Here is a 14,723-nt window from a genome sequence, read left to right as displayed (position 1 = left end):
GAGAGGATAAGGGGTCCCATTCAAATAATTCCTATGAACGTGAGGAGTGTTTAGCGTGAGTGATAAGAATATTACTTGTAAAGATTGTGGAAAAGAGTTTGTGTTCACGGTAGGGGAGCAGGACTTTTTTAAGGAAAAAGGATTTGAAAATGATCCAGTAAGATGTCCAGATTGCAGACGTGCAAGAAAGAATCAAAGAAGAGAAGTAAGAAGATAGTTTTAAAAAGAGATCTTATTTATAAGATCTCTTTTTAATTTAGGGAGGGAATTAAATTGATTGATAATATAAAAAATATATTTAGTGGTATACAACCATCAGGAGATTTAACTATTGGTAATTATTTTGGGGCAATAAAAAATTGGTTAAAATTACAATATCAATATAATTGTTTTTTTTGTATTGTAGATTTGCATGCTATAACTATAAGACAGGATCCTAAAAAATTTAGAGAAAAAATATTAGAAACTTTAGCAATTTATATCGCATCAGGAATAGATCCGAACAAAAATACATTGTTTATCCAATCTCACGTTTCTTTTCATTCCGAACTTTCTTGGATATTAAATTGTTTTACATATATGGGAGAGATATCTAGAATGACTCAATATAAGGAAAAGTCATTAAAATCAGGTGAGTCTATACCAGTTGGATTGTTTACATATCCAATTTTAATGGCGGCTGATATATTGCTTTATAATACAGATCTCGTTCCCGTTGGATCAGATCAAAAACAGCATTTAGAGTTAGCGCGTGACCTTGCAGAAAGATTTAATAATATTTATTCAAATACATTTAAAATACCAGATCCTTATATAAGCTCAACATCATCCCGAATAATGAATCTTCAAAGTCCAGATAAAAAAATGTCTAAGTCTGATGAAAATGAGAGTTCATACATAAAAATTTTAGATAATGAGAGTCTTATAAGAAGAAAAATATCTAGGAGTATTACGGATTCTATAGGAACTATTAACTATAGTAATGAACAATTGGGTATTAAAAATTTAGTTAATATATTATCATCTATAACTGGAGAGGACACTTATGATATTGTAGAGCGATTTAAAAATAAGGGTTATGGGGAGTTGAAAAATGAGGTTTCAGATGCATTAATAGATGAACTTATTCCAATACAAAACAGGGTCAAGGAACTTATGGATAATAAGGATTATTTAGAGAGTGTTTACAAAAATGGTGCAGATAAGGCAAGAGAAGCATCTTATAGAATGCTTAGGAAAGTTAAGAAAAAAATTGGATTTATTTAATAAATGGGGTTTATTCTCAATATTTACAAGGTGTAATAATATTATTACCGTTTAGACTATTATTATGAGGTGAATAAGTAATGAACCGAATTTTACATAGTCTAGTTAAATTTACTGTTATTGCTGGAATATCATTGTTGATATTATTTTTTGGTAGATTTTCATTAAACATATTTTTGATAGTTGGACTCTTATTGATGCTTACTAAGTTTTCAAAAAGGAATAGGATATACTAGAAAACCTGTAGCAAAAATTATTGCTACAGGTTTTCTATAATGTATCAATTGTAAATAAATTTTTAAGATCCTCAATAGACATTTTAGAGATTGAATTATATTCTAGTTCATTATCTCTTATTATAGAATTTATTAATATATTTTTCTTCTCCTGTATCTCAAATATTTTCTCTTCAATAGTTCCTTTAGTTATTAATTTTATAACATGAATTGTATTTTTTTGTCCAATCCTATGTGCTCTATCTGTGGCCTGATCTTCAACAGCATTATTCCACCAAGGATCAAAATGAATTACAATTTCAGCAGATGTTATATTCAAACCAAATCCCCCAGCTTTAAGAGAAATTAGGAATATATTATAATCATTTTGATTAAAATCATTTACAATATCAATTCTATCTTTGGAAGGAATTGTTCCATCTAAGTATGTATATTTAATGTTATTTTTTATGAATTTATCTTTAATAATTCCAAGTACGGTTGTGAAATTTGAAAATACTATAATTTTTTTGTTATTCTTAATGTGTTCATTTACTATTTCCATTAATGTATCTATTTTGGAACTACCATAGGAATAATCTTCAGATATTACCTTAGGATCACAACAAATCTGTCTTAAACGTGTTAATGCACTTAGCATTTTAAATTTAAGATTTTTATCATTTGAGCTGTTATTTTCAAAATTAAATTCTTCTTTAAATTTATTTATGTATGAATAGTATAATTTTTTTTGTTCATTATTTAAATCAATCATTATTTTAGTTTCAATTTTAGGTGGAAGTTCAGTTAATACATTTTTTTTAAGTCTCCTTAATATGAAAGGAGATATTTTTTTGTTTAAATTAGATGAAGTATAATTTTCCTGATCCCCATATATCGATCTAAATTTTGAATAGGAATATAGATATCCTGGCATTAGGAAATTAAATATAGACCATAGTTCTTCTATGGAGTTTTCTATGGGAGTACCTGTTAATGCAAATTTGTAATTTACATTCAGTTCTCTTAAAGAGATTGTGTTTTTGGATGATTTATTCTTTATATTTTGAGCTTCATCTATTATACAAATATTAAAATTTTTTAACTTTAAGAGGTCTATATCTTTTTGAATTATTCCGTAAGAAGTTAATATGATATCGTAATTTTGAAATTCATTTATGAGTTTTGAACGAACATTTTTGTTTCCATTAAATATAAGAATTTTAAGATTTGGGGCAAATTTTTTAATCTCATCAAACCAGTTGTATATAAGAGACTTAGGGCAGATTATTATTGCATTTTCAAGTGAGTTATTTTCGTATTCTTTTTGAAGAAATGCTATGGTTTGTAGAGTTTTACCAAGTCCCATCTCATCTGCTAAGATCCCAGATAAATTGTATTCTTTTAGTGTTTTAATCCATTTGAATCCTTCTAATTGATAATTTCTAAGAGAAGCGTTTAAATTCTTCGGAGGAGATAAATCAATATTAGAAATGTTAGAAAGATCATCTGTTATTTTTAAGAAATTTTCATTTTTAGTTAATTCACCCATTGACTTAAAATTATTTGAATATGTGTTGTTTATGTAAAATGCATAATACTTATCAATATTTAATGAATCATTCTTAAGTTCTTTTTCATCTATATCTAAATCTTTAAGGATTGAATTAATCTGTTTTAAGTAATCATTTTCCAGATTTAGGATACCCTTATCTTTCAATTTCAGGTATTTTTCACCTTTTCGTATGTTTTTAATTGCAGAATATAATTCACCATTTGTTATTCCATCAAATGAGAATGATATATTTAATAGATTATTTAACCCTATACTAAAGGAAGTTTTATAAGAAGATGAAGAAATTATTTTGTATTGTTTAAATTTTTTTGTGTAATAAATTTCTCCTAAGGTTTTAAGCGTAGGAATTCCATTTTCTTTAAAATCAATTATTTTTTCAGGTGATTTAATAATGTAGTAAATTGAGTTTTTAGATTCACTAAGTCTATTTAATGTAGTTAATACTTTATTTTCAATATTATAATCTCTAAGGATAGATGTATTAAGACAGCTAGTATCCAGTGGGTTTATGTTTAAATCTTTGTAATTAAATATAACCTTTATTATGACTATATCATTCGAAACTTTGTTTATGTAGAATTTACATTTACATTCCTCAATATTTAGTATGTTATTTAAACTTTCTGAAATTTTTAAATTAAAATTTAAAGATAGTTTTGGTATGATCTGATTAAGGAATATATTTTTATTATCATCAGTTATTGTAAAATAGGAAGTGTTGTTGCGTAGAACTAACTCTTTTATACAATTATAATTTTTTATAAATGAGAGTGAAGTTTCAAATATTGTTCCATCATAATAGAAATAAGGTTTATTGCTAAATAATTCAATAATATTTAGTGCCTTTAAAGATAGCGTTATATTATTATTTTCATCCGTTGATATAACAGGAGATATATCTAAATCTTCTTTTATTATTTTGCAGGATTCAAATAATAAGTGTTTAAATTTTATATGTAAATTATCTTCCCCTAAAGAGGTAACCAAACTCTCAAATAGATAAGAGTTTAGTTTTATATATTGGTTAGAAAATATATTTTCTATAATCACAGCATTGATTTTGATGAGAGAATATATAGTTAATAATTTACATATAAAAATTCTATCTTTTTCATTGAAACTATTTGTAGTTATATTTAACGAAGTATTTTTATTTATACTGTATGGATGTGATGATAATATAGAATTTAGAAATTCAGATATATCTGATACAGAATAAGTTTTGTTTGATATAAGTTTAATTTCTAACATGATATCATTAATATCATTTACATATACAAAATAATCTATTTTAAAATAGTCTATATCAATATCTAATGTATTTTCTTCATTTAATTTGTTTATTTGGTCTAATTGTGAAAAATCGTATATTACATTAGGTTTAATATTATCCTTAAGTTCATTTAAGAAAAATATATAACTAGCTATAATATGCTTGCAAACATCATTTATCGTATTTTTATATGTACAAGAACAAGAAAATCCCTTCAAAGTATTTTGATCATCAATATATATTTTAGTTATGTATGTTATATTGCGCATAGATGGGACATCAAACCAAACATGTATACCATCTCTTGTAAATTCATAGTACTTCATATTTAATTTATTTTTTTTGTAAATAGTAATACCGTCATTTCCATTATTAAAGTTGGAAAACTCAGTTATCTTTCCTATATTGACTTTTTTCATCAAATGCCTACTTTCGTAGAAAAAATTTTTAAAATTTGTATTTAGAAAGTTTCATCAAGTTTTTAAAAGAGTTTATTCATAATGTTTATGTAAATTAATCTATCTGTATATTCTATATTATTTTTATTTATTTTACAAGATTTATAATAGAGTTAAAATTTTGAATGTAAATTTGTAGGGGAATTTTATATAAAAAATGCTTAGATTAATGATTTTAATCTAAGCATTTTTTATTATTTATTGACATCCGCCACCGCAGCTGCCACATCCACCGCCACTAGGCTTATTTATAGGTCTTAAAACTAAGCCTTTATTATTTTCAGCAGTGCCTTCTATTACGAAGTCTCCAAATTTATCATGTAATTCATTAGATATAATAAATGTTATATCTTCAATTGTACATGATATATCATTTTCTTTTTTTTCATCTATAACGATATTGAATGTTGGCCCCCCGCATCCCATACCTGCTAAATTGATTCTGATTATATTTGAATCTATATCATTGTCTGAAAGTAATTTTTTAAACTCATTAAAAGTTTCATTACTAATAGTTACAAAGTTCATATATTCTACCTCCATGGTATTTGATACTTAAAAATTTTATAATATTTTTTATCATTTTACAACAATATTTACAAGTTTATTTTTAATTACTATAACTTTGGTTATATTTTTTCCTTTTATATGGGGCAATATTTCATTATTTGATAAAGAAATATTTTTAATAGTTTCTTCGCTAGAGTTTGTTTCTACATATATTTTGGTTTTAATTTTTCCGTTAATTTGTATAGCAATTTCCACTTCATCTCGAGTTAAGTACTTTTGATTTGCCTTAGGATATTCTTCAAAGAATACAGAAGTTTTCGGCTCATTATTTAATTCTTTAATTATACCAAAATAATATTCAGAGAAATGAGGAGCAAATGGTGAAAATATTTTTATATAATTTAATAGCAGATTATTTAAAACATCATAAGTTATTTTATTTGTGTTTAAATATTTTGAAAATTCATTTGTAAGTTTCATAAAATGAGCAATACAAGTATTAAATTGAAGTTCTTCTATGTCATTTCTTATCATTTTAATTGAAGTATTAAGAGCAAATAGAAGTTCTTTGTGTACATCTTCATTATATACAAAATCAAAATTTTTGTCTTTTAATATGTCTAATGCCCTATTTATGAGTCGTTCACTTCGTTGTATAAATTTATGAATAGCTTTTATTCCGTCATCACTCCAAGCTCCCCCTTCTGTGTATGTAAATGAGAACATCAAGTATATTCTAAATACATCTGATCCGTATTCTTCTATATATTTGTCTGGGGAAATTGTATTTCCTCGAGACTTACTCATTTTAAATCCATCAGGACCGAGTATTAGTCCTTGATGAGTTAAGGATATGAAAGGTTCATCAAAGTTCAAATATCCCATATCACGTAGAGCTTTTGTTATGAATCTTGCATATAAAAGGTGCATACAAGCATGTTCAGGTCCTCCGACATATTTATCAACAGGGAGCATTTTATTGACATTATCAGTATTGAATGGAGAATTTTCATTTTTGGGATCAACGTATCTTAAGTAATACCATGAAGAGCAGACGAATGTATCTAGTGTGTCTGTTTCTCTTGTGGCTTTTTTATTACATTTTGGACAAGTTGTTTCTTTAAATTCAGAGCATTCTTCAAGTGGAGATTTACCATTTGATTTAAAATTAACATTGTAAGGAAGCTCTACTGGAAGTGATGAGTATGGAACTGGTACAATTCCACAATCGTCACAATATACAATAGGTATAGGAGCTCCCCAGTATCTTTGTCTAGATACTAGCCAGTCACGAAGCCTAAATGTAGTTTTAAAACCACCTTTATTCATACTTTCTAAGTGTTTAGTAATTTTATTTTTAGCTTCATCTGATGATAATGAATCAAATTGTAGAGAATTTATTAATATTCCTTTTTTAGTCATGGGAAGTTTATCATTTTTACTATTTGAAATAACTTTGTTTATTGGAAGATTGAATTTAGTTGCAAATTCAAAGTCTCTTTCATCATGTGCTGGAACTGCCATAACAGCTCCAGTTCCGTAGGTTGCTATAACGTAATCCGAAACCCAAATAGGAATTTTATTACCTGATATTGGGTGAATTGCATAAGATCCAGTAAATACTCCCGTTTTTTCTTTAGATGAACTTATTCTATCTATTTCTGATTGTTTAGATGATTCTTCTATGTAATTTTTAACTTTATTTATATTACATTCAGTAGTTATTTCCAAAACTAAGTTGTGCTCAGGAGCTAAAACTACGTAAGAAACTCCCATAAGAGTATCGACCCTTGTAGTAAATATATCAAATGTTTTAATGGAATTCTCGATAGAAAAATTAACTATAGTTCCAAATGACCTTCCAATCCAGTTTTTTTGCATTGATTTTGTTTTGTTTGGCCAATCTAATGAATCTAATTTGTCTACTAGTTCATTAGCATAGTCAGTTATTTTAAAGAACCACTGAGTTAAGTTTTTCTTTTTGATTTCAGTCGAGCATCTTTCACAGGAATTATCTATAACTTGTTCATTTGCTAGAACTGTATTACAAGAAGGGCAAAAATTAACAGGAGCATTTTTTCTGTAGGCTAAATTGTTTTCATACAGTTTTAGAAATATCCATTGAGTCCATTTGTAGTATTCAGGTGTGCATGTAATTATTTCATTTTCAAAATTAAATATTGCTCCCATATTTCTAAGCTGTAGTCTCATGTTATCTATATTTTTCATTGTAGAATCTTTAGGGTGTATCCCAGTTTTTATAGCATAGTTTTCCGCAGGGAGGCCAAAAGCATCGAATCCCATTGGTTGAAATACATTGAATCCATTCATTTTTTTATATCGCGCATAAGAGTCTACTAGCCCAAAATTAAACCAATGTCCAGCATGTAAATTACTTCCTGATGGATATGAGAACATTTCAAGAATATATAATTTTTCTTTATCATCTGTTAAATTGAATTCAGCTATTTTTTGATTTTCCCAAAATTTTTGGGAATCCTTATCTATTTTAATAGAGTATCCTGTACTCATTGTATACCATCCTTTAAATAAAAATTTTATATATATGCTTAAATCTTAAATTAAGCTAAGTATATAGGAATTTTTTTTAAGTTGTCAACATTATGTAGTATAATAAAAAATTTGGTTATTTTTTGTAAAATTTATAAAGAATTTAAGATTGTTTACGAAAAAATCTATAATGCATGTTGATAAATTTAGATTTTTAAGGGGTGAAAATATGGTAACGATTAAGGATATATCGGATAGTTTAGGAATATCTATAAGTTCTGTTTCTAAAGCCCTCAATGGTGGAACAGATATAAGTCAAAAAACTAGAGAAAAAGTTATCGAAGTTGCAAATGAACTTGGATATATTAAAAAATCTATATCTAATAAACTTAATTTAAAATTTGGTATTATTGTTGATCAAAATTGTGATGAATATAACAAAATTTTAAATTATGATATAATACAGGGATTTAATAGTGAAGCTATTAAAGATGGAAATACTACGTCAATAATTTATTTGAAAAGTAGTGCTAAAAAAATATGTATAGATTCTATTATGAGATCTAATAATTTATCAGGAGCACTATTGGTGTTAAATAATATTTCAGATTCTATAAGAAAGTCTATACTTAAACTATCTTATCCTCTTGTTATGGCAAATAGTTATCTTAATATTGATAAACAGAACATAGGATATGTTGGCATTGATATGATAGATGGTATGAGTAAAGTTGTAAAGTATTTTATTGATAGAGGGTATAAGGATATAAGTTTTGTTAATATAAAAGGTAATGATTATATTTATCAAGATAAGCTTGTAGGATATATTGCAGCATTGACTTCTTTTGGGATAAATTATAACCCTAAAAATGTTTTAAATGTTTCTAGTGAAGAATTTGATTCACAAATAGTGGAGTTTGTAAAAAATATTCATGTTAATGCTATATGTGCAGATAATGATTTTACAGCATATAGAATTTTAAATATATTGACGAGAGAAAGATATAAGGTTCCTGAAGATATTTCTATAATAGGATTTGATAATAATTTTATTTTTAATTGTTTAAATCCATCTTTGTCTACTGTTAATTATGATAAATTTGAACTTGGTGTTAAGTCATATTTTACTCTTAAAAGTATAGTAAGTGGAAATAGTATAAGTAAAATGCAAATAAAGTGTGATATATTAGAAAGAGAGTCAACAAGGATTTAGAATTATAATGAGTCGTATTTATTGGCTCTTTTTTGTTTTTTGACTATTTTTATAGTGTCCTTTAATTTGAAAAAATTTTATTGTAAAATGATCTAAACTTAATTTTATTGTTTTAATCTTGGAGGATGGGTATTTGAAAATTAAAGAATTTAAAATAGAAGAGGGAATAATACATGTTCTTGATGTGAACTGTGATTATCCAATTTTAAATGAAAATTATTTAAATTTGTCGAATGAAGAGATAAATTTATTTTTAACAAAGCATATGGAAAAAATTTTAAAAGATGATGAGCTTGATTTGGGACAATTTTGCAAGGAACCTGAATTTATATTAGGTGTTTATAGATTTTTAAGAGAAGAATTTAGTTTAATTGAGGTATCAAAGGATATATCAGAGAAATTTTTTAATATTTTAGTTGAGCATGGTGGGGGTATTTCTTGTGATCTTTTATTTTTAAAGCTTAAAACTGAGTTTGGCAATGCCTTATGTATGATAAAATTAGATTATATGAAAAATTATATACACAAGATTGATTATGTTGATGATAAAATGAAGATAGATATAATTCCTCAATATATTACTCTCCCAAGTGTATCTCAGAGAGTGAATAAAGCGTGTATTTTCTTAAGAGATTCAGATGATAATTTTAATTTATTTTTTTTGGATAAGTCATCTACAAGTGTTACAAAAGAGAGAACTTATTTTAAGGATGAATTTTTAAATTGTGAGAGGATATATTCTAATTTTTCAAAGACTAAGGATTTAATTTATTTTACGGAAAAATGGACACGTAAAAATATAAAGGATGATGCAGATAAAGCATTTGGAATTAGGGAGTTATTTAAGGAGAAAATATCAAATGGAGATATTTTAAATATAAATTCTTTAGCTATAGATATTTTTAAAGATGATAAGAGTAGTCTTGAGAGTTTCATTGATTTTACAGAGGATAATGGAATAGATGGAGAAATTAAGATTGATAAGAATTATGTATTAAAAAAATATGAGAGAATCAGATTGAAAATAGATAAGGACATAGATCTTTATATTAATAAGGATTCTTTTTATGATATAAATAGATTTGAGGTTAAAAGAAATGGTGATGGAAGTCTTAATATGATTATTAAATACATAATTAATTATAATGAGAAATAGGAGTAATAATTTTATGAAGTGGAATTTAGACAGTATATATGGAGGATTTTCTTCAGACAAGTTTAAAAGTGATTTATTATTTCTTAAGAAAAGCATTGAGAGATTTAAGAGGTTTAAAGGGATTAGCCTTAAATGTAAAAAAGATGACGAGATTATAAGCATTCTTGAGAATATATTTTCAGAATATGATGAAATTTATATTTTATTTACGAAACTATCATCTTTTGTATTCTTAAATATGGCATGTGATTCTAATAATAAAGAGGCTATGGATAATGACTGTGTGTTAAAAAATATTTATGTTGATGTAGCTTTAATAGATTTTATAATAACTAAGGTATTGTCAACTAGTGATAATGTTTTATCTATACTGAATAAAAGCGATATGTTAGTTGAATATTCTTTTTTGATACGAGAACTTATTGATAATTCAAAATATTTATTATCAGATGAAGTAGAGGAGACTATGGTATCTCTTTTAAATTATGGTGCAATATCTTATTCTACACTTCAAGATACATTGATATCTAAATATAAAGTTGAACTTAATATTGATGGTTGTATTAGAGAGATACCTCTCACAGAATGTAGGGCTATGCTTGAAAATTCAAATAGGAGTTTAAGATTTGAAGCGTTAAAGGCAGAAAAAAAGTTGTATAGGTATATGGAGGATCCAATATCGTTTGCATTAAATAACATTAAGAAAAGTGTTATATATGATAATAAAAAAAGGGGATATGATTCACCTTTGAGTAAATCTTTGAGGGATAATAGAATTTCTGAAAAAACTTTTGATTCGTTAATTAGTGTTATGCGTGAGAGTTTACCACTATTTAGAGATTTTCTTAAACTTAAGGGAAGGATTATTGGAGATAAACATAATAAGATTTATTATAGTGATTTATTTGTTCAGACTCTTGAATCTAAAAATAAGATAGACTTTTCTTATGCGAGGGATTTTTTAATAAGGAATTTTTATGATTTTTCTACTAGGGTTGGTGATTTTGTAAAGAATGCTTTTGATAATAATTGGATAGACTCCGATATTTATGAAGGAAAGGTTGGAGGCGCATTTTGTTCAAATATTAACTCTATTAAGGAGAGTAGGATTTTATTGAATTTTAATAATTCATATGATTCTATATTTACACTTGCTCATGAGCTTGGACATGCTTATCATGGAGAACTTATTAAAAATGAGAGAATATTAAATACAGATTACCCTATGACAATTGCCGAAACAGCATCCATTTTTTTTGAAACTCTAATTTGTGATAAGGCATTTAATAGTGTAGATGAGAGAGAAAAAATTATTATTTTAGAATATGAACTAAATAGTGCTACCCAAGTAATTGTTGATATATATAGTAGATTTTTATTTGAAAGAGATGTATTTGAGAGATGTGAAAATGAATTTTTAACTTCAGATAATTTGAATTCTATTATGCTAAATGCTCAAAAAGAAGCTTACGGGGATTCAATGCATCATGAATATTTTAAGGAAGCATGGATTTATAAATCTCATTATTATGATTTTAATTATAATTTTTATAATTATCCATATGCTTTTGGATTACTTTTTTCACTTGGAATTTATGATTGTTATTTGAATAATAGTAATGATTTTCATGTAAAATATGAAGAATTACTTAGTAAGTCTGGGAAGAATAATTTAGAGGATTTAGGAGAAATATTTAATATTGATGTAAGTGATAAGGACTTTTTTAGAAGATCTATAGAAATATTAAAAAATAAATATTATAAATACAAAGATTTAGTTTTGTAGGAGAGGGTTATTATAAAAAAGGAAAATATTAAAGTTAGATGTTTTGATAACTTTTATTTAGATGTCTATATTTATGGAGAATACACAAATAGAACTAGGGGAATTATACAGATTTCTCACGGTAAAGGAGAACACAGTGGATCATATAAAGAAATAATAGAAGTTTTGGTTAATAATTCCTATATTGTTGTCATACACGATCATAGAGGACATGGAAAGTATAATGAAGGTAAAGAGTACTTTACCTCAAATGTTGAAGAAAATATTTTTTCTGTTATGGTTAAAGATTTAAAGGCAATTAATTCATTTATTAAATGTAAATTTAAGGATGAAAGAGTATTTTTAATAGGACATAGTATGGGGGCATATTTGTCACTTAAATATTCTGAAGTTTATGGTGATTCTATAGACGGTCTCATATTGTCAGGAATTGGTATTGGGAGTAAAACAAATGTATATGGCAGTTATTTAGTATCTAAATTTATGTGTGGATTTATGGATGCAAGTAAACCTAGTAAATTTGTGAGTAATACGTTTTACAATACATTAAATAGGAGTTTTAGAGGGAAAAACAAAAAAATCGATGACTTTGAATTTACAACGTCAAATAAAGAGGTTATTGATAATTATAATAAAGATAGTTTAAGAATAAAGAAGTATACATTGAAATTCTACCATGATTTATTTAGTGGAATTAAAAGTACTTTAAGTACTAAATCTTTAGGAGGCATACCAAAAAGTTTAAATATTTTGTTATTGACTGGGAGCTTAGACCCTGTTTGTTCTTTTAATAAAGGGTCTAATAAATTGAGCAAGTCATTAACTGATATAGGAATTTATGTTGAACATATAATTTATGATGGTGCGAGACATGAAATATTTGTTGAAGATGTTAAGTATGATGCCTTTAATGATATTTTAATATTTTTATCAAATTTAGAATTAGGAGATAATTAGATGAATGTAAAGTATTTTGAAAATAGAGATATTATAGAAGAGAAATATACTTGGAATTTAGAGAAAATTTATAAAGATGTACAAGAATTTGAAAAAGAATTTAAGGAGATTAAAGAGTTTTCCAGAAAAATTGAGGATTATAAAGGTAAGCTTAATAATAAAGTAGAGGTATTAAATCTATTTAATGATCTTGAAAAAATATTAAGAGTAGTAATGAAACTTATGAATTATGCTCATATGAAAAAAGATCAAGATGGATCTGTTACCTTATATCAGGGTATATATACAAGGGTTGAGCAACTTTATTATGAATTTTTATCTATGAGTAGTTTTGTAGATACAGAACTTATTTCACAAAATGATGAATTTTTAAAGTCTCTTATAGAAGATGATGATCTTAAGTATATTAGATTTAGAATACAAAACTTGATAAGAGGAAAGAAACATATTTTATCTGAAGAAGCAGAAAAAGTGTTGAGTATGTTTGGGTCATCTATCGATGCTCCAGATAATATAGTATCTGTATTTAAAAATGTAGATTTGAAGTTCCCAAATGTAATTGACGATAATGGTAAGGAAGTTCAGCTAAATGAAGGAAATTATGGAGTTTTTTTAACATCATATAATAGAGAAGTAAGAAGAAATGCATATGAAAAATTATTTTCTACATATAGGAATTACAAAAATACTTTAGCAACTTGTTTATCTACATCAATTACAAATGATGTTTTGTATTCTAAAGCAAAGAGATTTAATTCTACACTTGAGGGAAATTTATTTAGTAATAATGTGGATAAGTCTGTTTATTTAAATGCAATTGAAGTTATGCATGAAAATTTTAATAAGATTCATAGATATATAGATTTAAAGAAGTGTATGTTGGGATTAAATGAACTGAGAAGTTATGATTTATATGTACCTTTGTTTAAAAATCCAATTAAAGACATTCCGTATGAGGAAGCTCTAGAGATATCTTTAAATGCGCTTAAACCACTTGGTATGAATTATTTGGAGATATTTAAGGAGGCAATAGAAAACAGATGGATAGACGTTTATATAAATAAAGGTAAGAGAAGTGGGGCGTATTCATCAGGAAGTTATGATACTGATCCATATATACTTTTAAACTATTCAAATTCATTTAATGATGTATCAACTTTAGTTCATGAAATGGGACACTCAATTCATTCTTATTATTCAAATAGGAGTCAGACGTTTTTTAACTCTAGATATCCAATATTTTTGGCAGAGATTGCATCGACTTGCAATGAACATTTATTAAATAGATATATGCAGGACAATTCAACTGGAGATGAGTATTTATACTTTATAAATAAGGAAATTGAAAATATTAGGACTACTGTATTTAGACAAATGCTATTTGCAGAGTTTGAGCTTATTGTACATGAGGAGGTTGAAAAGGGTGGATCATTAACTAGTGATAATTTCTGTGAAATATGGAGAGAATTAAATAAGAAATATTATGGAGATAATTTGGTATTGGACGATTGTATAATTTACGAATGGAGCAGGATACCACATTTTTATTCTTGTTTTTATGTATATCAATATGCAACAGGTTATGCAGCTAGTTTTTCATTTTCTCAAGACATATTAAAAAATGGTAAGAATGCTGTTGAAAATTATATCAATAATTTTTTAAAGAAGGGTGGATCTAACTATCCAATAGAGATATTGAAATCTTCTGGAGTAGATATAACGACTAAAAAACCAATGGAAAATGTGTTAAGTAGATTTTCGCAGCTTTTAGATATTTTAGAGAAAAATATATAAAATTAAGA

General features: G+C 26.1%; 11 protein-coding genes. 8 read left to right on the top strand and 3 right to left on the bottom strand.

The annotated features are described in order from the left end of the window. Nucleotides 1-55 precede the first annotated feature (55 nt). From SFBMNL_RS06840 to SFBMNL_RS08330, 3 genes are all read left to right on the top strand, one after another. Nucleotides 56-217, top strand: coding sequence for a zinc-ribbon domain-containing protein (locus SFBMNL_RS06840; RefSeq protein WP_005805255.1), 162 nt, complete (start codon nucleotides 56-58; stop codon nucleotides 215-217). A gap of 56 nt (nucleotides 218-273) precedes the next feature. Next, nucleotides 274-1,266 carry a tryptophan--tRNA ligase gene (gene trpS / locus SFBMNL_RS06835; RefSeq protein ID WP_005805257.1) on the top strand — a complete coding sequence of 331 codons (993 nt, stop codon included), beginning with the start codon at nucleotides 274-276 and terminating at the stop codon, nucleotides 1,264-1,266. 80 nt (nucleotides 1,267-1,346) lie between these two features. Further along, nucleotides 1,347-1,502: a hypothetical protein gene (locus SFBMNL_RS08330; protein WP_158336026.1), complete on the top strand. Its 156-nt coding sequence runs from the start codon at nucleotides 1,347-1,349 to the stop codon at nucleotides 1,500-1,502. A gap of 34 nt (nucleotides 1,503-1,536) precedes the next feature. Here the strand turns inward: SFBMNL_RS08330 and SFBMNL_RS06830 are convergent, their stop codons facing one another. The 3 genes from SFBMNL_RS06830 to leuS all read right to left on the bottom strand — a co-directional run bounded on the left by SFBMNL_RS06830 (nucleotide 1,537) and on the right by leuS (nucleotide 7,830). After that, a complete protein-coding gene (locus SFBMNL_RS06830) occupies nucleotides 1,537-4,749 on the bottom strand; it encodes a DEAD/DEAH box helicase (RefSeq protein WP_042294985.1) in 3,213 nt (1,070 codons plus the stop codon). Nucleotides 4,750-4,986: 237 nt separating this feature from the next. Next, nucleotides 4,987-5,316, bottom strand: a complete 330-nt coding sequence (locus tag SFBMNL_RS06825) for a HesB-like protein (protein WP_007439769.1) — start codon at nucleotides 5,314-5,316, stop codon at nucleotides 4,987-4,989. Between the two features lie 51 nt (nucleotides 5,317-5,367). Next, on the bottom strand, nucleotides 5,368-7,830 hold the full coding sequence (gene leuS / locus SFBMNL_RS06820; protein ID WP_014018063.1) for a leucine--tRNA ligase: 2,463 nt from the start codon (nucleotides 7,828-7,830) through the stop codon (nucleotides 5,368-5,370). Nucleotides 7,831-8,038: 208 nt separating this feature from the next. On the opposite strand from leuS, the gene SFBMNL_RS06815 reads away from it, so the two are divergent. From SFBMNL_RS06815 to pepF, 5 genes are all read left to right on the top strand, one after another. Next, entirely contained in the window at nucleotides 8,039-9,022 is a 984-nt protein-coding gene (locus SFBMNL_RS06815; RefSeq protein ID WP_014018062.1) for a LacI family DNA-binding transcriptional regulator, read from the top strand. A gap of 133 nt (nucleotides 9,023-9,155) precedes the next feature. After that, nucleotides 9,156-10,178 carry a nucleoid-associated protein gene (locus SFBMNL_RS06810; protein WP_007439768.1) on the top strand — a complete coding sequence of 341 codons (1,023 nt, stop codon included), beginning with the start codon at nucleotides 9,156-9,158 and terminating at the stop codon, nucleotides 10,176-10,178. Between the two features lie 13 nt (nucleotides 10,179-10,191). Beyond that, nucleotides 10,192-11,964, top strand: a complete 1,773-nt coding sequence (locus SFBMNL_RS06805; RefSeq protein WP_007439767.1) for a M3 family oligoendopeptidase — start codon at nucleotides 10,192-10,194, stop codon at nucleotides 11,962-11,964. 9 nt (nucleotides 11,965-11,973) lie between these two features. Continuing rightward, on the top strand, nucleotides 11,974-12,921 hold the full coding sequence (locus SFBMNL_RS06800) for an alpha/beta fold hydrolase (protein WP_369727704.1): 948 nt from the start codon (nucleotides 11,974-11,976) through the stop codon (nucleotides 12,919-12,921). Continuing rightward, nucleotides 12,922-14,715, top strand: a complete 1,794-nt coding sequence (pepF, locus tag SFBMNL_RS06795) for an oligoendopeptidase F (RefSeq protein WP_042294981.1) — start codon at nucleotides 12,922-12,924, stop codon at nucleotides 14,713-14,715. It abuts the gene before it with no gap. Nucleotides 14,716-14,723: the final 8 nt, after the last annotated feature.

It is taken from the genome of Candidatus Arthromitus sp. SFB-mouse-NL, from assembly GCF_000709435.1.
Lineage (GTDB): Bacteria > Bacillota > Clostridia > Clostridiales > Clostridiaceae > Dwaynesavagella.
Note: the sequence above shows the minus strand (reverse complement) of the source record. Positions and strands in the feature narration are given on the sequence as shown.

Coding starts and splice junctions, on each gene's coding strand:
- SFBMNL_RS08330 (WP_158336026.1), top strand. CDS start 1,347: ATGAACCGAATTTTACATAGTCTAGTTAAATTTACTGTTATTGCTGGA.
- SFBMNL_RS06830 (WP_042294985.1), bottom strand. CDS start 4,749: ATGAAAAAAGTCAATATAGGAAAGATAACTGAGTTTTCCAACTTTAAT.
- SFBMNL_RS06825 (WP_007439769.1), bottom strand. CDS start 5,316: ATGAACTTTGTAACTATTAGTAATGAAACTTTTAATGAGTTTAAAAAA.
- leuS (WP_014018063.1), bottom strand. CDS start 7,830: ATGAGTACAGGATACTCTATTAAAATAGATAAGGATTCCCAAAAATTT.
- SFBMNL_RS06815 (WP_014018062.1), top strand. CDS start 8,039: ATGGTAACGATTAAGGATATATCGGATAGTTTAGGAATATCTATAAGT.
- SFBMNL_RS06805 (WP_007439767.1), top strand. CDS start 10,192: ATGAAGTGGAATTTAGACAGTATATATGGAGGATTTTCTTCAGACAAG.
- pepF (WP_042294981.1), top strand. CDS start 12,922: ATGAATGTAAAGTATTTTGAAAATAGAGATATTATAGAAGAGAAATAT.